At 41.6% G+C, this 19,800-nt stretch carries 20 protein-coding genes and 1 tRNA gene; 14 read left to right on the plus strand and 7 right to left on the minus strand.

The features are described 5' to 3' along the window. Positions 1 to 5 precede the first annotated feature (5 nt). The 4 genes from ccsB to NCWK1_RS17325 form a co-directional block, all read right to left on the minus strand. Entirely contained in the window at positions 6 to 1,061 is a 1,056-nt protein-coding gene (ccsB, locus tag NCWK1_RS17310; protein ID WP_103125562.1) for a c-type cytochrome biogenesis protein CcsB, read from the minus strand. A 145-nt stretch (positions 1,062 to 1,206) separates the two neighbouring features. After that, the gene (locus NCWK1_RS17315) at positions 1,207 to 2,952 is read right to left on the minus strand and encodes a DUF3352 domain-containing protein (protein WP_096583793.1); all 1,746 of its coding nucleotides are present in this window, start codon (positions 2,950 to 2,952) and stop codon (positions 1,207 to 1,209) included. 829 nt (positions 2,953 to 3,781) lie between these two features. Next, positions 3,782 to 4,411: a chorismate lyase gene (locus tag NCWK1_RS17320; protein WP_096583791.1), complete on the minus strand. Its 630-nt coding sequence runs from the start codon at positions 4,409 to 4,411 to the stop codon at positions 3,782 to 3,784. 125 nt (positions 4,412 to 4,536) lie between these two features. Next, positions 4,537 to 4,617, minus strand: a tRNA-Leu gene (locus NCWK1_RS17325). A gap of 420 nt (positions 4,618 to 5,037) precedes the next feature. Between NCWK1_RS17325 and accC the strand changes: the two genes are divergently transcribed. The 7 genes from accC to NCWK1_RS17360 all read left to right on the plus strand — a co-directional run bounded on the left by accC (position 5,038) and on the right by NCWK1_RS17360 (position 11,337). After that, positions 5,038 to 6,381 carry an acetyl-CoA carboxylase biotin carboxylase subunit gene (accC, locus tag NCWK1_RS17330; RefSeq protein WP_103125563.1) on the plus strand — a complete coding sequence of 448 codons (1,344 nt, stop codon included), beginning with the start codon at positions 5,038 to 5,040 and terminating at the stop codon, positions 6,379 to 6,381. Between the two features lie 355 nt (positions 6,382 to 6,736). Further along, the gene (locus NCWK1_RS17335; RefSeq protein ID WP_103124467.1) at positions 6,737 to 7,879 is read left to right on the plus strand and encodes an IS4 family transposase; all 1,143 of its coding nucleotides are present in this window, start codon (positions 6,737 to 6,739) and stop codon (positions 7,877 to 7,879) included. 5 nt (positions 7,880 to 7,884) lie between these two features. Beyond that, complete coding sequence (locus NCWK1_RS17340; RefSeq protein ID WP_103125564.1) at positions 7,885 to 8,370, plus strand: GNAT family N-acetyltransferase; 486 nt, start codon at positions 7,885 to 7,887, stop codon at positions 8,368 to 8,370. Between the two features lie 166 nt (positions 8,371 to 8,536). Beyond that, a protein-coding gene (locus NCWK1_RS17345) for an IS5 family transposase (RefSeq protein WP_245894923.1) occupies positions 8,537 to 9,365 on the plus strand; the annotation gives its coding sequence in 2 pieces (ribosomal slippage) (positions 8,537 to 8,928 and positions 8,927 to 9,365; 831 coding nt in all). A 254-nt stretch (positions 9,366 to 9,619) separates the two neighbouring features. After that, a complete protein-coding gene (locus tag NCWK1_RS17350) occupies positions 9,620 to 10,588 on the plus strand; it encodes a DUF4037 domain-containing protein (protein WP_222838792.1) in 969 nt (322 codons plus the stop codon). A 235-nt stretch (positions 10,589 to 10,823) separates the two neighbouring features. Beyond that, on the plus strand, positions 10,824 to 11,099 hold the full coding sequence (locus NCWK1_RS17355; protein WP_103125565.1) for a BrnT family toxin: 276 nt from the start codon (positions 10,824 to 10,826) through the stop codon (positions 11,097 to 11,099). Beyond that, entirely contained in the window at positions 11,062 to 11,337 is a 276-nt protein-coding gene (locus NCWK1_RS17360; RefSeq protein WP_103125566.1) for a BrnA antitoxin family protein, read from the plus strand. The genes NCWK1_RS17355 and NCWK1_RS17360 overlap by 38 nt, the downstream gene beginning before the upstream one ends. Positions 11,338 to 11,540: 203 nt before the next feature. Here NCWK1_RS17360 and NCWK1_RS17365 read toward each other — a convergent pair whose 3' ends face one another. Then, the gene (locus NCWK1_RS17365) at positions 11,541 to 11,834 is read right to left on the minus strand and encodes a YggT family protein (protein WP_096583781.1); all 294 of its coding nucleotides are present in this window, start codon (positions 11,832 to 11,834) and stop codon (positions 11,541 to 11,543) included. Between the two features lie 283 nt (positions 11,835 to 12,117). On the opposite strand from NCWK1_RS17365, the gene psbX reads away from it, so the two are divergent. The 4 genes from psbX (at position 12,118) to NCWK1_RS17385 (ending at position 14,642) form a co-directional block, all read left to right on the plus strand. Beyond that, positions 12,118 to 12,237: a photosystem II reaction center X protein gene (gene psbX / locus NCWK1_RS17370; RefSeq protein ID WP_015112477.1), complete on the plus strand. Its 120-nt coding sequence runs from the start codon at positions 12,118 to 12,120 to the stop codon at positions 12,235 to 12,237. A gap of 255 nt (positions 12,238 to 12,492) precedes the next feature. Continuing rightward, positions 12,493 to 13,413, plus strand: coding sequence for a Ycf66 family protein (locus NCWK1_RS17375; RefSeq protein ID WP_096583779.1), 921 nt, complete (start codon positions 12,493 to 12,495; stop codon positions 13,411 to 13,413). 51 nt (positions 13,414 to 13,464) lie between these two features. Then, the gene (locus NCWK1_RS17380) at positions 13,465 to 14,025 is read left to right on the plus strand and encodes a TolB-like translocation protein (RefSeq protein ID WP_103125567.1); all 561 of its coding nucleotides are present in this window, start codon (positions 13,465 to 13,467) and stop codon (positions 14,023 to 14,025) included. An 89-nt stretch (positions 14,026 to 14,114) separates the two neighbouring features. Continuing rightward, on the plus strand, positions 14,115 to 14,642 hold the full coding sequence (locus tag NCWK1_RS17385) for a TolB family protein (protein ID WP_096583775.1): 528 nt from the start codon (positions 14,115 to 14,117) through the stop codon (positions 14,640 to 14,642). 25 nt (positions 14,643 to 14,667) lie between these two features. Here NCWK1_RS17385 and NCWK1_RS17390 read toward each other — a convergent pair whose 3' ends face one another. Continuing rightward, complete coding sequence (locus NCWK1_RS17390) at positions 14,668 to 15,672, minus strand: succinate dehydrogenase/fumarate reductase iron-sulfur subunit (protein WP_187308171.1); 1,005 nt, start codon at positions 15,670 to 15,672, stop codon at positions 14,668 to 14,670. A gap of 1,424 nt (positions 15,673 to 17,096) precedes the next feature. Between NCWK1_RS17390 and NCWK1_RS17395 the strand changes: the two genes are divergently transcribed. The 3 genes from NCWK1_RS17395 (at position 17,097) to NCWK1_RS30435 (ending at position 18,791) form a co-directional block, all read left to right on the plus strand. Beyond that, positions 17,097 to 17,531 (plus strand): AbrB family transcriptional regulator, encoded by a 435-nt coding sequence (locus NCWK1_RS17395; RefSeq protein WP_096583771.1) that lies wholly within the window; start codon positions 17,097 to 17,099, stop codon positions 17,529 to 17,531. A 170-nt stretch (positions 17,532 to 17,701) separates the two neighbouring features. Then, positions 17,702 to 18,577, plus strand: a complete 876-nt coding sequence (locus NCWK1_RS17400; protein WP_187308172.1) for a CPBP family intramembrane glutamic endopeptidase — start codon at positions 17,702 to 17,704, stop codon at positions 18,575 to 18,577. A gap of 85 nt (positions 18,578 to 18,662) precedes the next feature. Then, positions 18,663 to 18,791: a hypothetical protein gene (locus tag NCWK1_RS30435; protein ID WP_281259132.1), complete on the plus strand. Its 129-nt coding sequence runs from the start codon at positions 18,663 to 18,665 to the stop codon at positions 18,789 to 18,791. Here the strand turns inward: NCWK1_RS30435 and NCWK1_RS17405 are convergent. Beyond that, a complete protein-coding gene (locus tag NCWK1_RS17405) occupies positions 18,784 to 19,737 on the minus strand; it encodes a heme o synthase (RefSeq protein ID WP_103125569.1) in 954 nt (317 codons plus the stop codon). The two genes, NCWK1_RS30435 and NCWK1_RS17405, sit on opposite strands and share 8 nt — an antisense overlap. Positions 19,738 to 19,800: the final 63 nt, after the last annotated feature.

Raw genomic sequence — 19,800 nt, forward strand, 5'->3', positions numbered from 1 at the left:
AGCTGTTAAAAAAACCAACCGTAAGAATGTAAACCTTTACCTAAAAGATTCACGCCAAGATAACAAATCCAGACGACGACAAAGCCACTTGCAGCTAAAATTGCGGGGCGACGACCTTGCCAACCGCGAGTAATTCTAGCGTGGAGGTAAGCTGCAAAAACTAACCAAGTAATTAATGCCCAGGTTTCTTTAGGATCCCAACTCCAGTAAGAACCCCAAGCTTCGTTTGCCCAAACACCGCCAGCAATAATCCCAATTGTCAGCAGGGGAAATCCTAACCCAATGATGCGATAGCTAATATTGTCTAGGGTATCGGCCAGACTGAGACGTTGGGGTGAAAGAACTTTTGCGGTTTCTATGGTTCCTGATGGGGTTGCTGTTACCAAGTTCAAAACGGCGGTGTTGCCGTTATTAGTATTGTTTTCAAAACGATGAGCAGAACCATTATTTTCACCGACAGGTGTTGCTGATTGAGTTACTAGTTCACCTGCTTTGTGTAAGCGATAACCATTGGTGCGGTAGCCACCAGTACCAACTGAACTGCCTTGTAGTTCGATATTTTGACCGCGTGTCACCACCAGAAAAGCGATCGCTAATATTGAACCTACCATTAAAGCAGAGTAGCTCAACATCATCACGCTGACGTGCATCATCAACCAGTTAGACTTTAATGCTGGTACTAATGGTTCTGCGGCTTGCATTGTAGATGGTAAGGTTAGGGCAGCAAAGGCAGTGATTCCCATTGCGACAGGTGTAGTAAAAACTCCTACCAAGCGGCTACGAGTACCATTTTCCGCAATTAAATGGACTGCTGTAATCCCCCAAGTCAAAAAGAACAGCGACTCGTACAAGTTACTCAAGGGAAAATAACCTGCCTCTATCCATCTTGCGCCTAAAAGGGTAGCGATGCACAAATTAGCGATCGCCATTCCGGCTGTTCCCAAAGCAGCCAGTGCTGGCAGATTTGGAAAAGCTGCTCCTCCCCAGTAAACCAGCATGGTGAGAAATAACACAGCAAATGCGGCGTTGTCTAGCCAGTTCTGGAGTACAACCAGATTCATACAGTATTCTCCACCGTTATTGTTTAAAGTTGCGATTCTAACTATCTTGATCCTAACTTGAGTTTAATTAGAGACTCAGGGTAGATAGAATAAATTAATGTGTGTGATACTGCTAAACTGACGTGACTAATACCACGGACAAAATTTACTTTGAGCTACTAATGTTGGGACTAGACACAGGGTTAGGTAAAATCGCTGAATTATGAGATTTTTTCAAAGAGAGAAATACATCGTAGCGAGTACTACGACTGTCACTCACAGATGTTGTTACGCCAATAGAACGGGTTGCTTCTAAAAAAGTTTTTTGTTTGGGAAATAAAGTATTAAGGGTAAAGTTATTTACCATCCGTTCTACATCCAGGAAAAATGCCCCATTTGTCGGATTGAGTTCTGTCGGCACAGTATGTTGATAAGCAAGATTACTAGCTAGTGTGCTGTTGGGTTTAGGCACAATTTTATCGGTGACAGGAGCGCCCAATACTAAAAAAGCGACATCTTTATCTAACCAACCGTGGCTGGCTGTTAAAGTACCAAAAGGCCCAATCCAGTTGACAACAGGTTGATTAGCGACTGTCCCTGGTTGAATTTGGAATTGATATTGATTTTTAATAACGTCATCCAGTTTTTGTAGAGATGCTTCAGCTAATTTGCGATCGCTGGCTTTGATCATAAATACCAATCCGGCTCTAAAATCTCCTGGGGTGCCGTTTTTTGATGTGTTAGGAATCAGTGAAACAGCAAACTCGCCTTTCATCCAACTGAGTAAATCTCGTTCCAAATCAAGATTAGTTAGCGATTTTACGCCACTACGCAATTGTTCTGGAGATACAGGCGAGAGGGGATTTCCCTGAGATGTGAGGATGTAATCTCCCCACAATCTTTGTAAGTTACTACCAGATAACATCATTAAGGTTTCTGCTGGCATTCGCTGCTGCATACTACCTGCTGTGTTGTCAATTGAGAGGAGGCGCTGACTTTGAGGATTCAGCCAGGAAACACCCTTCAAGCGTACTCCTTCTGCTTCTAAAGTAATATTCCCTGCCAAACCTTGGTTATTTTGCAGTTGCGCCAAAACTTGAGCAGGTAATCGACGATTAGGAGCCGTAGTCGCAATTTTCGCGGCTGTTGGAACGTTGATATAAAACTGAGCAAAAGAGTGAGACTCAGAAATTTTGGGGAAATTCTCGGCGAAACTCCCGACTGTTGCTAAGGATGTTTTATTTTTGTAGGCATCAATTGCCCGTTCTGTGGCTTTAGGATTATCAGTAATAACCAAAAAGCGTTGATCTAATAATGTGGCGGAAAGGTTTGTGCCAAATTGCCCTTCGCTTTGTTTAATGGGAATTCCCTGATAGGTGCGGTCAATCCATTTACCTGTTTTCAGCGCTTTGGGCTGTGCCAATATTTTTTGGGCTAATTCTGGGTTTTTGACAGGCAAAACCATAACTAATGACTGCTGACTGTTAGCAACGCCATCAGTAGCTACAGGCTTAGGAGCAGGCTGACTAGTTTCAGGAGCTAAAATAGCGAAGGTAACTTCTTCACCTACCCAAGGTTGGATATCTTGTTCAAAGTTAAAACCATTATTGGTCAGAAAGCGATCGCGTAACTGAATTAAATTTTTATTCAGTTCTGCTTGCGATTCTTTTGTGCCAAAATCCTGTAATTTCTGCCATTGTTTGGGATCTGTAGTCAGAGAAGCAGCAAACAGAGCATCGCCAGGAATAATATTTGCACCTACTAATAAATTTCCCGAATATAAATGACCCTGGCTGAACAGCCGATAAGCTACTCCGCCACCAATAATTAATAAACCAGTAGCTGAGAGCGTCAGTGCCAGAGACGGTTTCTGTTTTTTCTTCATGGGAACAGACACAATAGGCAGCGCCATTGAAACCAATACCTCATAACTTGCGGACTTTTTACTTGTTTTATCAAGTAAACTTAAGCTTTTCCCATTCTTTTGGGCAGTTTTTCCACAATTTTCTCTACCCTGAACTTTTACTGATACTTCGGTAATTAACCTTAGCTATTTTGCTGTAAAAGGAGTATTTTTATTGTTAGTTTATCTTTTTAACATGCTTTGCTCGATTTCGCAGGCAACTTTCTCATAAAAGTTTTTTTATCGCTCAATCTTCGTGAGCTAAACCCTCTGGTAAATTTATCTTGTGATCCTAAAAATCAATGATCTAGGTGAAGGACTTAAGTCAGCGCAACCCAGACTATCATGCGCTATAACTCTTTAAGGTTACTCTGAACAGACAATTTTTTTACATAAGTTTTAAACTTGATTCTCAGCATTATGAGGATATAACTAACTGCAAAAAGCTGCAAGTCAGCAGTAATTTGTAATTTTTACTACTTACACAACTTAGTTATTATGTATTGAATATTTAAAAATATAGGGTTAATACCCAACTGAAAAAATTATAGAAAATATAACTTAGTGATGACTATTTTTACTAAAATTACCAAATCATAAATTTTGGCAATTTATCGATATTTTTGCGCTGAAATCACAATTATATTGGCTAGATAGCAGTAAATGAACTATCGAGCCAGAATTTAATTTTTAGATAAATTTAATTTTTTCCTCAACTCAGGTATATTCGATTACCTATTTAATGTGAGGATTTAATGACCGTCGCTGAGGTCAATGCCTGGAAGCAATTGAATGGATAATCAGCACTTGGCGATATTTTGGCGATCGCTTCTTGATTTTACACTTTGCCATTAGTAGCATTTAGCTGCATCGGCCCCAAATACTTGGTTAAGTAAGGTGAAAAAACCTCATAAATCAAAGTTAGCGGTTGCCCATGATGCCAAAACAAGTAGTGACGACCCCAAAACGGCCCTTCCACATCAAAGCCAGACTCTAACGCTGCTGAGTCCCCGTAGTAAATACCTCGCACATCTCGATACAATTCTGTGCGGAGACGCGCTAAACTTGCCCAAATCGGCAATGAACGGTTTTGCAAATACTCATCTACATGGCTGGCTTCCCACCAGGATGTAGCATAAGCTAACCTCTGACCAGAAGCAGTCCGCAACCACACCTGTCGTCGCAATCTAGGCCCTGGTACAGCTTGAATTAAGTCAGGTGCATCATCTAAATCCATACCAATTAAAGACATATCAATGACATCTACTTCTGTTGGCTCACCTGTCAGCAATTCTAAATGCCTAGTCGGAGAACCATCGCCTAACAGGAGCAATTGCCAAGTAGGTGCTAACTGCGTGTGAGGCAAACTTTTTTGAATAATTTCCTCGCCCCCTTGCCAAATCGGAGTCAGGCGATGCCATGCTGCTGGCTTTGTTGAGTTGTTTGTCAGAGTAAAAATAGCAGTCAATTTTATTTACAAAAGTTCATCTATCTCTATAAAAGCACAAAAAAAGTCAATAGTTCAAAGCTTGTAGTCAGTAGCTAGGCATTGCTTAACTATTGACTATTGACTTATGACCATTGACTAAAAAATGCGGATGGCGAGACTCGAACTCGCAAGGCAAAGCCACACGCACCTCAAGCGTGCGCGTATACCAATTCCGCCACATCCGCGAGAGTTCACTGAAGAACTAATATAGCACAACAAAGTGATTATAGTAAGGTAATATCTAATTTTGCAAAATTTACCAAAAATTTAAGTGAACATATTCACAAATTTCCCGAAGGCGGATATCAGACTAACAGAAATGTAATAGCGCCACAAGTGATATTAAAAGGGGTATAGCTACTTTTAACCACAGCCTCGTTTAGGACACTGGCACAGATAAGCAGATGTGATGCTGTTAGTCTGGTTAAGACCTGTAGAGGCTCCTTGGCAGTCCTTTCCCTTTGTAAAACTCCGAAGGGTGTATATACACTGCTCAGGATGATGTTGAGAAAGCTCTGATCGTCATTTGCAACCAAGTAAAAGCTCTGTTGCAAACCAGATAAGAGAAAATGTCGATCTACTGGTACCAATATCGAAGCTACAAAATGAAGTTTGACAAAATATTAATTGCTAATCGGGGAGAAATCGCGCTTCGCATTCTCCGCGCCTGTGAAGAAATGGGAATTGCGACTGTTGCGGTTCACTCCACTGTTGATCGTAACGCTCTCCATGTTCAACTTGCTGATGAAGCAGTTTGTATTGGTGAGCCTGCCAGCGGTAAAAGTTATTTAAATATTCCCAATATAATTGCTGCCGCTTTGACGCGTAATGCCACTGCTATTCATCCAGGTTATGGCTTTTTGGCAGAGAACGCCAAATTTGCCGAAATCTGTGCTGATCATCATATTGCTTTTATTGGCCCGACTCCGGAAGCTATTCGGTTAATGGGCGATAAATCCACAGCCAAAGAAACCATGCAAAAAGCTGGAGTGCCAACAGTACCCGGTAGCGATGGTTTAGTAGAGTCTGAACAAGAAGGATTAGCACTGGCGAAAGAAATTGGTTATCCAGTGATGATCAAAGCGACCGCTGGTGGTGGTGGGCGTGGTATGCGTTTAGTACGCTCTGAAGATGAATTTGTCAAACTTTTCTTAGCTGCTCAAGGAGAAGCTGGTGCAGCCTTTGGTAATTCTGGCGTTTATATAGAAAAATTTATTGAACGTCCACGGCACATTGAATTTCAAATTTTGGCAGATAATTACGGCAATGTGATTCACTTGGGTGAACGGGATTGTTCCATTCAACGCCGCAACCAAAAACTCCTAGAAGAAGCTCCTAGTCCGGCACTTGACTCAGACCTACGGGAAAAAATGGGGCAAGCGGCTGTTAAAGCTGCCCAGTTTATCAACTTCACGGGAGCAGGCACTATTGAGTTTCTGTTAGATCGGTTTGGGAAGTTCTACTTTATGGAAATGAACACCCGAATTCAAGTAGAGCATCCTGTAACAGAAATGATTACTGGGGTCGATTTAGTGGCTGAACAAATTCGAGTTGCTCAAGGAGAAAGACTGAAACTGACTCAAGAGCAAGTAGTTTTACGTGGTCATGCGATCGAATGCCGGATTAATGCTGAAGACCCAGACCATGATTTCCGTCCCGCCCCAGGACGCATCAGCGGTTATCTTCCTCCCGGTGGCCCTGGTGTGCGGATTGATTCTCACGTTTACACCGATTACCAGATTCCTCCCTACTACGATTCTTTAATTGGCAAGCTTATTGTTTGGGGGCCAGATCGGGCAACTGCAATTAATCGGATGAAACGTGCATTGCGGGAGTGTGCCATTACTGGACTGCCGACAACTATTGGTTTTCATCAAAGAATTATGGAAAACCAACAGTTTTTACAAGGCAATGTTTACACCAATTTTGTCCAAGAAATGAACCTCTAGGGATTGGGGGTGAGATAGGTAAAGGGCAAGGCACATAAAAGTAAGTGCTGCGAAATATCTTATTTTCAGCTTACTGCCTGTCCCTTTACTGATCCTGCTCAGGTTAAGTAGTCATGGTACGATGCTGCCAGCTATCCTACTGACCATGAACTATGGGAATATCGAATGAAGATTTGTTCAAGGGGCGACAATCGCCTCTAAAGCAAGCCAGATAAAGGTTTTAGGCTTACAAACCCCTTAAAAAATTTGGGTGCTTATTGAGAATGAACTGTATAGGGATAGTAGACTTTTCTATGGAGAGCGGTTTCGTGGTAAAAAAGAACGGTCTCGTAATTTGACCAAGACCGTCATAATAATGCTGGCATCATTCTACCAAAACTTCTTAGAAAAATACCTAAATAAAGCACAGTTAATCACCCTGAAGATGTTGGTGTGGTTGTTACAAAATCAGAAGCAGGTAAGGATAGAAAGACTGGCAGCGACGCTACCTTTACCTATACAGCAAAACAGTCGTAGACGGCATTTACAAAGGTTTTTAACACTGAATGCCTTAAGTGTAGTATTGTTGTGGTTTCCGATTATTGAAGCAATAATTAACCAACATTTTAAACAGGGGTCACAATTAACCATTGCAATGGATAGAACACAGTGGAAAGAAAACAATGTGTTGATGGTGAGTGTAATTTACCAAAAGAGAGCTTGGCCAATATATTGGTGCTTGTTAGAGAAAGAGGGTAGTAGCAACTTAGAAGAACAGCAAAAAGTATTACGTCCAGTAATCCGCTTATTAAAAAAGTACAAATTAGTAATTATTGGAGACAGGGAATTTCACAGCGTCGAACTAGCGCAATGGCTCCACAAGCAGAACCTCAGTTTTGTATTTCGTCAAAAGAAGGACACGACTTTTCGAGAGAAAAGGCAAAAATTTCAACCTTTAAGTAACATTGAGATTTATCCTGGTGTCCACCAATTTTACACAAATGTTAAGGTGACTCAAAAGCAAGGGTTTGGTTGTTTCAATTTGGCTGTTTATTGGAAAAGGAAGTACAGAGGTAAACAAGATAAAGAAGCTTGGTATTTATTAACTAATTTGCCTGATTTCAATACTGCTCTCAAAATCTATGCTCAACGTTTTGGGATTGAAGCTATGTTCAAAGATTGTAAAACAGGTGGCTACAATTTGGAAAGCTCTCAAGCCAGTCCTGATAGACTTGTACGTTTAATCTTTTTGATTGCTTTAGCAATGACTAGTGCTTGGATACAAGGTCAAAAAATTAAATTACAACGACAACAATCTTATGTTTGTCGCTCCCAAGAGCAAGGTAAAACTGAAAAAAGGCACAGCAACTTTTGGATAGGTTTATATGGTTTTAATTGGATAGTTGCGTGGCAAGGGTGTCAAGCATGGGTCGAGGCACTAGTCGGTTTGATTCGCAATAAGCGGGCATATTATCAGCGAGGTTTAAAGGCTATTAAGCTTATACAGCAAGCACTTTAGGGAGCTTGTCGCCCCTTGAAGAAGATTTGTCCTTCAGATTTCTGGCAGATATACAAACTGCCATTCCAACAGTAGCAGAATTGTATTACCAAGAGTGGGGCAAGATACCCAACAACTCGGTTGAGAAAACGATTGAAAGGATAAAAGGCAAGCTCAACCATGACAATCCTCCTTTTCATATTCTGGCTATTTCAGGAGATCATATCTTGGGTGTTGCTCAATTCAAGCTGCACGAGATGAGCATTTATCCAGACAAGGAGTTTTGGTTGGGGGGTCTTTTTGTTGCCCCTGAGTTCCGAGGTTACGGTGTAGGGACAGCACTGGCAGAGAAGATTACTGCCATCGCCAAAGATTTTGGAGCCAATCAGCTTTATTTGCAAACGGAAGCTTTAGATGGAGGCTTGTATAAGCGTCTCGGCTGGAATGTCATCGAGACAATTGAATACAAAAACGTGCGGGTGGCCGTTATGCTGAAGCAACTGGGTGAGTAATTAATCAAGCGAAAATATTCCAACCTCAGCATAACAAGGCGCTGCACCAGACTTATGAAGAGCGATCATGAATCAGCTACGCTCTATTTTATGGTTTAGCAATCACTAGACCTCTTGCACGAATAGCGTAAGGATGAAAAAATACAGGTCAAAAAAGTGAACAGCGATGAGCTACGAACAGATAAAAGACCTGCCACCACCAGAATTTAAAAGGTTATGCGGAGTGCATATCGCCACTTTTGTACGGATGGTAGAAGTACTAAAGCCAGAACTGGCAAGGACTGGTAAAAAAGGTGGTCAGCCAAAGTTAAGTGTGGAAGACCATTTGTTGGTGGCACTGGAATATTGGCGGGAGTATGGAACATACTTTCATATCGGCAAAAGCTGGGGTATCCATGAATCAACGGTATGTCGGATAGTACGGAAAGTAGAAAATATTCTGATTAAGTCGGGAGCGTTCCGACTACCTGGAAAACGAGAACTGCATTCAAGTGCCTACTCATTACAAGTTGTGGTAATCGATGTTACAGAAACCCCTATAGAACGTCCAAAAAAAACAGCGTCGCTACTATAGTGGCAAGAAAAAACGTCACACCTTGAAAGCACAATTAGTAGTTGATCAAGCTAGTGGTAAAGTCATTTGTACTGCCTATGGAACTGGTCGTATTCATGACTTCCGGCTACTGAAAAATACACAGATCAGATTTCATAATTCACAGTTGTGTTTAGCCGATAAGGGCTACCAAGGAATTGCCAGACTCCATGCTAGTAGCTGTATTCCGGCTAAAAAACCTCGTGGGGAAGTTTTATCCACTTGTGAACGCCAGCACAATCGTCATCTAGCTAGTCTACGTATTTTTGGTGAACACATTCATCGCCGACTGAAGATTTTTCGTATCCTCAAAGAACAATATCGTAACCGTAGAAGACGTTTTGGCTTACGTTGCAACTTGATTGCTGGACTTCTCAATTATGAACTTGCTTTGTTTTCCTGATTCGTGCAAGAGGTCTACTGACTCAGGACAGACACATCATATCAATAAGCAAAGTCTATTGCCCTGGTTTGTTCGCCAATCTGGTTAGGCAAAAATCGCTGCCACAGGGATCAGACGTTCCTGAACCAACCCATCAGACTAATTGATAAGTAGTTAAACAAAATTAATTACACATTTCTTCTTCGAGTTTGAGGTATGTTTCTTTCGTGCGCGATCAGAATTTGAAGTTCGTCCTAAGGTTTGAGATATTAGGATTGATAAAAGATTATACGAAAACTTTCCGTATAATAAACAGTGAGCCTGCTGTGCGCTACATTGTTTCAACAGAAGAACTTCTAATTCTCAACATGACTGATCACAGCGCATGGCGAATTTCATTAGCTCACAAAATTGCTCCTGCTTTCACGGCTAATCCCAAAGTTGAAGCGTGTTTTGTATTTGGCTCGGCAGCATTAGGAATTTCAGACCAGTATTCTGATCTTGAATTAGCCTTCATCTGGTCACAATTGCCGTCCGCTGAAGAATTACAAGCCACAGCGCAAAGTGTTGGTGTCAGAAGTTGGGAAATTGAGCCGTATGGAGAAGCAAAACAGGCATGGTTGGAGCAGTTCTACACATACGGCATGAAGGTCGAAGCGGGTCATTGGGAACGAAATACGATAGACAACATTGTGATTGATGTTGTTGAGCGTTACGATGTGTCGCAAAGCGGTTTGTTGTTTGAGAAGCAATCGATCGCATCTCATCTTCAACGCGCAGTAATTCTTCACGGCGAAGACATCATCAAACAGTGGCAAACTCAGATATTTCCGTATCCTGAAGAACTTGCTGTTGCAATGGTTCAAAAGCATCTGAAATTTCGCCCGTTCGATGGTCAACAGATCTTGACCGAACGCCTTGAAATTCCGATGTTGTACGAAAACAACTGTGCCATTGTGCGATGGCTTCTCAACCTGCTGTTTGGGGTGAACCGCATTTATCATCCTGGCTTCAAGTGGACACGTTACTTTATTGAAGAAATGAATATTAAGCCGCCTGAGTTTTTTGCCCGGTTGGAACACGTTTTTCAATCTGAGGCTGCAAGTGGAACCCATGAGTTGCAACGACTCGTGGAGGAAACGTTCGATCTTGTAGAGCAGTGCTTACCGCAAGTTGACCTCAAGCAGCAGCGTGAAACGTTTAATCGGCTTTATCCGAGGTGGGAGGTACCCGTCGATCGTTAACTTAGTGTCCATCAAAAACAGGCTAACAATCCGCTTGCACGCCGAGCGTATCAAAATGGTTGGTTGAGTTCGAGAGGGTACTAGCGGCGGGTGAAGCAGGTCGTTCGACCGCAAGCCCTTGCTTGAGACAGCAGTTTGAAGTGACCTGTGGGGCAATCACAATCAAAATTACTTAGAATAGTAGTTGTAACGACAATTTGTAACTACAATTGGATATTGTAGCTGTCGTTCAGTTATGGAATATGAATGGGATGAAGCAAAACGTCTTGCTAATCTTCGTAAACACGGCATCGATTTTGTCGATGTTCCAGCCGTATTTGACGGCGATATCTTAACGGTTGAGGATGATCGTTACAGTTATGGAGAGCAGCGTTTTGTCACATTCGGTTTGTTGCAAGGGCGAGTGATTGCCGTTGTCTATACAGAACGTGAAGATTGCACTCGTATTATTTCTGCAAGAAAAGCGACGAAATATGAACAACGAACCTACTTCGAGCAACTCTCAAACTGATTGGCAACGATTAGACGCAATGAGTGATGAGGATATTGATTTGTCAGACTGTCCAGAAATTACACCAGAAATGTTTGCTAAGGCAGTAGTGCGACGAGGTTTACCTACCACAAAAACCAAAGCTCAAGTTACACTTCGCATTGATAGCGATGTATTGGAGTGGTTTAAGTCTCAAGGGCGAGGCTATCAGACACAGATCAATCAATTGCTACGAGCGTATATGGAGGCACATCAATAACAGGCAGCTTGAGATTGCCTGTGAGAACGAAGATTGAAGCGGCATAAAGTTAGGCATTTGACCTGCTGGTGGATAGGCAACTGTCGGCTATTTGTTAGTAACGATGCGTGCTTCCCTAACGTTTCTGATCTTCATACAGAGAGCGATCGCTCCAAACATGATTAAGTTGGTGCCGGAAGTGCGATCGCATCCTCCCCTATCCCCTAACTGACACGAGACATCATAGTCAGCAGTCCTTGCTGTCCTAGCAGGATTTCTCGCAACAAGCTGAAAATCCCTACCCAAATAATGGGAGTAATGTCCACCCCGCCGATGGGTGGTACTAGCTTACGTAAAGGCAGCAAAAATGGCTCTGTAGGCCAAGCTATAAGATTAAAAGGCAATTGATTTAAATTCACTTGTGGAAACCAAGTGAGAATAATGCGGAAAATAAATAAGAAGGTCATCAGTCCCAACAGCGGGCCAAGAATCCAAACGGTCAAGTTAATGCCAGTCATCGGTTTGAGCTACTATTTTTGAACAAAGAAAATTCTGAGAAGCAAGTCAGGAAGTTTTAAGCTTTGTCAAGCAATCTATATATATTTTATTGCAAATGCCAGTCAACCAAATTTTAGATTTTAAATTTTGGATTGTAGATTAATGGCACGTAAGTCTTGAAAAATACTAGTTTCGTGTCTCTAGCTTCTAAGCTCTAGTTTTACCACTCATAGCAAGAGGCTTCTCAAGGAAGTACTACACTATTAGAATTATGATGAAGTGTGTAAAAAAAGGTTGAGAACAATGACACCATCTTTAGCAAATTTTCTTTGGAGTCTGGCTTGGGGTACTGCGATCGTTGTTATCCCTGCTACCGTTGGGCTAATTTTCATTAGCCAAAAAGATAAAATCCAACGTTCATAATCTTTTGGTGAGTCGAACTGACTCTAATACCAATTGTCTGTCAGCTATTTATCCAATTGCATTAACAGTAGCAATCTTCCTTGTGAGGACAGGGTATACTTAGCTGACAGATATAAATCAATTTTTTGGCTGGCAATCAATAGCTTCCTACCTTCTGAGCCAGAAGCTTTGGAGCTTAATTATATTGTGATTAATTAAAGTAGTGATTTTAATTTTGACTCGCTAACATAGATTGTGATATTGGGATAAAGAACAATGCTAAATTTTGGGCTGAACTCAGCCAGTGTTCTGGCTCAGGTCAATGTAGGGACGAACTCAGCCAGTATTCTAGGAATATTCCTGGCTGTGGCTGGGGCAGCGCTGTATTTTATGCGAACTGTACGCCCAGAACTTTCACGAGATCAAGATATCTTTTTTGCAGCTGTCGGCTTACTCTGCGGCTTTATTCTTATATTTCAAGGATGGCGCTTAGACCCGATTCTACAATTTGGTCAGTTGCTGTTGGTTGGTACAACGGTGTTTTTTGCGGTGGAAAGTATTCGCCTACGTAGCATCGCTACCCAGCAAGCCAAGCGCAACACTCCGATTGTAGATAGAGAACGGGAAGTCAGCGATAACTATTCATATAATAGGAAGTCGCGCAGAGACTATGAGGCTGAGGTAGAAGACGAATACGAGCCACTGCCTTATGAGGAAGAAGAGCCTCCTGTACGCCCCAGAATTCGCGGTAGCAGAGATGAACGCTCAACTCGTGATGATTATTCTGAGGAGCAACCACCCCGTCGCTCAAATCGTCGCCCCAGCAATGAACGGACAGACACAAGTGATAATAAAAATCGCCGCCGGGCTTCTACTCGTTCTACCAGCCGTTCAACTGATAGATATGACGATGAAGAAAGTTGGGGTTCTCCTTCCACAAAACAAGTAGATGATTGGGAAAGTCCCAGCGATGAAGGGAGAAAAACTTCTCGTCGTGGGAGTAACGGTACTCAGCGTCCCGAAAGCCGGGAAGATGATGTCCCTGCTAGACCAAGAAAACGTCGTCCACCAGCTGAGACAACTTCGCGGCGCGAAAGTGCAGATGATGATGTCATTTCCGCAGATTATGTCCCATACAAGCCGATTGAAAGGTCTGATGATGAATCGGATAATTCAACTAATTTTGATGATGTATAAAACTGTTGGGATAGATGTAAGCTAGAGGCGATGTAAAAAATAACAGTTGAGGTGAATAAATTTACGCCTACTTTGTGGCTCCAAAGACCGATTCATTGGAGCCTGATTTTTGGCTTAATCAGCTTACTTGTATCTTGTGGTACTAGTGAGATTCCACTTGGGCCTACTTCTCTCAATAGTCGTTATGCGGAAGAACAACCGACGTTAAGTGGCAACGGTCGGTTTTTAGCATTTGTCTCAAATCGTAATGGTAGTCACCAATTACTGGTGTATGACTTGCAACAACAAATATTTGTCAGAACGCCGGGTTTAAACCGTTCGGAGACAATCAGTGAAAGTCCTAGCTTGAGCTACACAGGGCGTTATATTGTTTATTTAACTAGCGACCAAGGTAGACCAGTGGTAGCTCTTTACGATCGCGCTACGCAACAATCACAAATTCTGACTCCTGTCTATCGTGGCTGGGTACGAAATCCTGCTATTAGCCCTGATGGACGTTACGTTGTTTTTGAAACAGCCAGTCGTGGTCAATGGGATATTGAAGTTTTAGACCGTGGCCCTAATGTTGAATTAGATATTCCCAATGGTGCAACGGTGGATGCGCCTAATTAAAGTGTGAAGTCTGAAGTCTGAAGTCTGAAATTTAATCCTTTAGCCATCGACTTGCTGCCTTTTGACCATTGACTATTGACCATTGACTAATGACAAACCGCAATATTTTTATACCTATATTTGCTTGCTGTAGTTTACTAACTGGTTGTTTTGGTTATCCCCGGTTGGTGAGTTATCCGTTTGATCCAGGGGGACGGAGTATTAATAGTTTGGCTTCGGAATTAAATCCGCAAACTTCTGGAAGATATATTGTGTTTACTAGCGATCGCCGAGGTAGCCAAGATGTTTATATGTTTGATACCCTGACGCGTAATTTAATTGATTTACCGGGTTTAAATGCTTTAGATACGATCGCCTCTCACCCTAGCGTGTCCCAAGATGGTCGTTATGTTGTGTTTGCGGCTAGTCGTCAGGGGAGATCGGCTATTTTTGTTTATGACCGAGAAACTCGCCAATCGCGCAATTTAACTAATAATCTGCAAGCAGAAGTTCGTAACCCCACTATTAGCGCTGATGGTAGTCGGATTGCTTTTGAATCAACTAATAACGGGCAGTGGGATATTTTAGTTTATGACCGTTTTGGGCGACCATTAGATATACCCCAAGACCCTAGATAAAGTTTGAAGGATGAAGTTTCAGCCTTTAGACTTCAGACTTTGTTTGTTGTATTGCTTCGATAAGCGATCGCACTTGTTCGGTGCCTTCAGATGCTTCAAAAGACAAGGGGAATTTACCTTTGGCGATCATTCTTAATCCCAGCGGTGCCAGACTGAGTAATCCTCTAAGATCACGGAAATAATTACCAACTACTTGTAAACCAAATTGGCGTTCGTCAATCCAACCCCCTTCTTTTACCAACTCGACTAAAACTTTACGGTGACGAATGGAACGGGTATCAGCTTTTTGTTTGTGTGTGAGAATTTCTTGTTTAATTTTGGTGATTTGTTCTAGGGGTGCGACTTCCATTGGACAAACTGAATCGCAATATAAACAACGAGTACAACCCCACACTCCTTTAGTACCTTCGTTGTAATTTTCTAAGCGATTTTCTGTGGTGCTATCACGAGAATCCGCAACCATACGATACGCTTTAGCTAAAGCATGGGGGCCAACAAAATCGGGATTAACTTCACGGGCATTGCATTCAGAATAACAAGCACCGCACATGATACAGTTACCAGTTTGATCAAGGAGCGATCGCTCTTGAGGTGTTTGTAAAAATTCTCGTTCTGGGATTTGTCGTGCTGCTGTACTTATATATGGAGCAACTGCCTCCAAATTATCCCAAAAACTGCTCATATCTACTACTAAATCTTTAATCACAGGCATATTACCCAAAGGTGCAACCGTGATTTCTAAATGAGAATTTGCGGTATTTGTCAACGATTGTATTTGTTGTAATCTCGCAATTTCGCTGCCAACGTTTTCTTTGCAAGCTAAAGCTGAACGCCCATTGATTCGCATCGCACAGCTGCCACAAATGGTATTGCGACAATTTTTGCGAAATGCTAATGTGCCATCCTGCTCCCATTTAATTCGATTTAAACAGTCAAGGATTGTATTACCAGGGTCTACCTCTAGAGGGTAAGTTTGTACAACAGGCGCAGAATTTTGTTGCTGCCGAATAATCTTAAAAATAACTTCCATTGCTACCAACCAAAGTCTTAAAATTGCTTTACCAGCCTCAAAAATTATAAGTAAAGGCTAGTAGGTGCGAAAATTGAGCTATACTCTTGTTGCTCTTAATTCAAGGCCTAGTGTTAAAAGGCTGATGAGTAAAGAGCCACCGATTCTAGTTTAAGGATAACCATTAAAATTTTAGTTGTATTAGCATCATGTCTGAGATTTATGTTAAGCTCTAAGCCCTACTCCCAAACAGGCGATCGTAGCTTGTTGTTCACCTTAGCTGTTTAGGAGTTAAAAACAAAAGATTTTTTTGGGAGATTAACTCAAGTTAATTATCTATATAACGAAAATATTCCCATTTAATACACTTCATCTGCTTAATACATCTTTATATCAACAAAGCTCATAGCTCAAATCTACTTATTGCAGAAATCAGGGAAATAATCACCAAAGGTTGATTTTTTGGTGATAGGGAAGTGTTAAAGCTGATAATAAACATCCGAATTGGGTTAATCAAGCACTTGACAGATGTACAAGATATTTATTCTTCCCAAAGACAGACACTCAAAATACTTGACTGTTGTTTGTCTCGTGAGAATAAACCAGGAGGTTTAAGCTCTCTGTATTTTTGTCTATTCTCAATCTCTAACATCAAAGAATGGCAGCCACTCAAAACTGCGGATCTAAATTTAGATGAATTTTTCTAAAAGTGAGGCAGCAATACGTATGATAGCTAATAAACTCGTCTAAAAATCCTGACTGCTTGTTACCTCGTTAAGCTAAATGATTTAGATAAAAGTTTGTCTGTAAATTAAATTCAAACTTAAACAATTATTTTGCTATTATTAGTCCATGCTAGTATTTAATATAAAATTACGAAGCAACAAAACCAGTCTTAATCGTCGTATAAGCGCGATGACCACTACTTTGTTTTTTCGTAACATAGAGACATAAAATTTTCTGTCTCTATATCTGGGACAAAAGGTGTATGTCCAAGAGAGCATATTCAAATACTATGCTGTCTTAAGCTTAAGAGGAAGAACGGTTAAAACCTACAAATCAAGAGCAATAAAGGCAAGCACTGAAAGTGGAAAACCTGCAATTTATTGGGTCTACTTCTGATTGAGAGTAGAAACAACCTCGTTTGTAAAGGTGGCTTAAAGTTACACCGCTACAGTAGCGCCAAAAGAGAAAATCATTTAGTTTTCAATGGCGAATCATGGTTAAAAGTGCCGTAAAATCACCAAAATAAATGCCTGTGACAACCTTAACCTTTAATCAGTTGCAGGTAAGTATCATAATAGGCGCTTGTGGCTCCTCTATTAGTAGCAATTTAACCCTTCCCAAAAATTTTGAGTATCTTTTTACGGATACTCAAAAGTTAAATACTGGCATTAGACTACATAGTTTATCAGTTTGGAGAGAGTAAGGATAATTTGAGCGTAATGACAGAAACTGCAACTGCACCATTAACTGGAAAAGCACTGCTTGCTAAGGTAAAAGAACTTTCTAATTTACCCAGAAGAGAAAGAGCAAAGCAGTGTGGCTATTACACTGTTACAAAGAACAATCAGGTGCGCGTCAATCTGACTGATTTTTATGACGCTTTGCTATCGGCTAGAGGAATTCCTTTAAGTCCAGAAGCACCTAAAGATGGCCGCGGCCGCGAACCGACATATCGGGTTAGCGTTCATCAAAATGGTCAAATTGTCATTGGTGCAACTTACACTAAGGCAATGGGTTTAAAGCCTGGAGATGAATTTGAAATTAGATTGGGATACAAGCATATTCACCTAATTCAACTAGGTGAAAGTGATAAGAAAGGCATCTCCCCAGAGGATATGGATGAGGTAGATGAAGACTTAGACGAGGAAGAGTAAATTGGTCGATGGTAGGGAAAAGTGACAGCCAAATTTTAGGACTACATATCCCTACTATTACAGCCAATAACTCTGTTTAAGAATTCTGTACTAATAAAACGATACGATTAGACATGTTGCTCAAGCCACAAATTTTAGTAGAGTCTTGAAGATAAACCAATAAGTCTATCGTGTTTTTTTTATTTGTTTTAGCAAATTTTTTTCAGCCATCAGTCAACACCCTACTGTCATTTCTAGAAAATGCCTCAGTACCAGTTGTTTTGATGGCATTTTTTATCAGTTGGGTAGTATGTTGGTTGCCATTAGCAGTCATATCTGCTGTTTACGTGGGTTGGCGACCAACAAAACCTTTGCAGCCAGAGCAAAAGTTACCTCTCATAGTGACACTTTATTTATTAGCTCCCTTGGTGCTTTGGGGCGTAGTTTTGCTATGTAAAAAGTCTTTTGCTGATTATGGGTTAATCATAAATACTTCCCTGCTGGGTGGCTTAGGAATAGGTTTTGGGTTGGGATTACTCAGCCTAGGTGTGATGTTCGCTGTACAGTTTTGCCTGGGTTGGTGTGATTTTGAAAAGTCTAATATTAAGTTATTACCAGCTATCTTGCTACCGATTTTCTTAGTAGCGTTATTGGTAGGTGGTATTGAAGAATTAGTTTTTCGCGGTTTTTTGTTCACTGAATTAGAGCGAGATTATTCAGTTGGGATAGCAGCAGCAGTTTCTAGTTCTATTTTTGCGCTGCTGCATTTAGTTTGGGAACAGCAGGAAACTTTACCACAAGTACCTGGACTGTGGCTGATGGGAATGATGTTAGTGATGGCGAGAATAGCAGATAAAGGCAGTTTGGGTATAGCTTGGGGATTACATACAGCTTTGGTATGGGCGATCGCTACTATAGATACAGCCCAACTCATAACTTACACAGGTAAAGTATCAGAGTGGTGGACTGGTAAGTACAAAAAACCCCTGGCTGGGTTAGCAGGGATTTTTTGCGTTCTGGGAACTAGCTTGATTCTTTGGTTGATATCTAGGAATTTAGGAAATTGAGTAGAGAAAAGGAGTCATGGCAAAAGAAACTCAGCAACTCTTTTAAACGCAGAGTGACGCTGATGTTAGCGCCAAGTAACGCAGAGTGTTTGCAACGCTAATTTGCTACGAATTAATGAAATGGTATGCTCAGTGGTTTTTTAATATCGAAAAATGCGATCGCACCCCTAATTCTACCAGTGCGATCGCTTTCATTTTGCTCTACCCTAATTAAACAAGTGCAGCTGGGCAATAATAGTACTCACCAAATGATGAGTAATGGGTAGACTATCAATCACCATCGCCAAACATAACAGCATCATGTAGGAGATGGAGTAGAGAAACACATCTTTGGCTACAGTGCGGTCTTCTGGCTGTTGCAATAAACACCAAGATTTGCGGATAAATAATCCACCTAAACCAGCGGCGATCGCCGCATAGATAATACCACTGGCATGTAAGGGATAGAACAATAACAGGGTGGCGACGACTGTAATGAGGGTATAATACCAAATTTGCTTGACTGTGGCTGTCGCGCCCGCAATTACTGGGAGCATGGGGATACCTACCTTGGCGTAGTCATCACGAATCATCAACGCCAGCGCCCAGAAGTGGGGAGGTGTCCATAAAAAGACAATGGCAAAAATTAACCACGCAGGCCAGCTTAAGGTGTTTGTCACAGCTGCCCAACCAACCAACGCCGGAATTGCCCCAGCCGCACCACCAATCACAATATTCTGAGTGGTGTGACGCTTGAGCCAGTGGGTGTAAATCAGTATGTAAAAAACGATGCCAGAAAATGCGAGACAAGCTGCCAATAAATTAGCAAACACTGTTAGTAGGGTAAAAGAAAGTACAGCCAAAGCGATCGCAAAAATTAGCGCATCCCTTGGCTGTACTCTGCCAGAAGGCATAGGACGATGGCGCGTCCGTTCCATGTCGTAATCAATATCTCTGTCATAGATACAGTTGATTGTCTGAGCGCTGGCCGCAGCCAGTGTACCACCAGTCAGAGTGACTAACAACAGTAATGGGTCTACTTGTCCCTTAGCTGCAACCCACATACTCCCAGCCGTAGTAATCAAAAGCAAGGGAATAATTCGAGGTTTAGTTAGTTGGTAATAGCTTTGAATTACCTGGAGGAAAGTTTCGTGGTGGCGAGAGACATTAGTCTCAATCATCTTGGTTCTATTTCCTTAATTGTCAACAATGTGTGTCTAGTCTTAGCTCTGTCTGATTGTGGA

The sequence above is a fragment of the Nostoc cycadae WK-1 genome, assembly GCF_002897135.1.
GTDB lineage: Bacteria > Cyanobacteriota > Cyanobacteriia > Cyanobacteriales > Nostocaceae > Nostoc_B.

Bases quoted from the DNA above. Each gene is read 5' to 3' on its own strand.
- accC (WP_103125563.1), top strand. From the start codon at position 5,038: ATGAAGTTTGACAAAATATTAATTGCTAATCGGGGAGAAATCGCGCTT.
- NCWK1_RS17375 (WP_096583779.1), top strand. From the start codon at position 12,493: ATGCTAAATTTTGGGCTGAACTCAGCCAGTGTTCTGGCTCAGGTCAAT.
- NCWK1_RS17395 (WP_096583771.1), top strand. From the start codon at position 17,097: ATGACAGAAACTGCAACTGCACCATTAACTGGAAAAGCACTGCTTGCT.
- NCWK1_RS17335 (WP_103124467.1), top strand. From the start codon at position 6,737: ATGCTGGCATCATTCTACCAAAACTTCTTAGAAAAATACCTAAATAAA.
- NCWK1_RS17315 (WP_096583793.1), bottom strand. From the start codon at position 2,952: ATGGCGCTGCCTATTGTGTCTGTTCCCATGAAGAAAAAACAGAAACCG.
- ccsB (WP_103125562.1), bottom strand. From the start codon at position 1,061: ATGAATCTGGTTGTACTCCAGAACTGGCTAGACAACGCCGCATTTGCT.
- psbX (WP_015112477.1), top strand. From the start codon at position 12,118: ATGACACCATCTTTAGCAAATTTTCTTTGGAGTCTGGCTTGGGGTACT.
- NCWK1_RS17390 (WP_187308171.1), bottom strand. From the start codon at position 15,672: ATGGAAGTTATTTTTAAGATTATTCGGCAGCAACAAAATTCTGCGCCT.
- NCWK1_RS17405 (WP_103125569.1), bottom strand. From the start codon at position 19,737: ATGATTGAGACTAATGTCTCTCGCCACCACGAAACTTTCCTCCAGGTA.
- NCWK1_RS17360 (WP_103125566.1), top strand. From the start codon at position 11,062: ATGAACAACGAACCTACTTCGAGCAACTCTCAAACTGATTGGCAACGA.
- NCWK1_RS17385 (WP_096583775.1), top strand. From the start codon at position 14,115: ATGACAAACCGCAATATTTTTATACCTATATTTGCTTGCTGTAGTTTA.
- NCWK1_RS17355 (WP_103125565.1), top strand. From the start codon at position 10,824: ATGGAATATGAATGGGATGAAGCAAAACGTCTTGCTAATCTTCGTAAA.
- NCWK1_RS17365 (WP_096583781.1), bottom strand. From the start codon at position 11,834: ATGACTGGCATTAACTTGACCGTTTGGATTCTTGGCCCGCTGTTGGGA.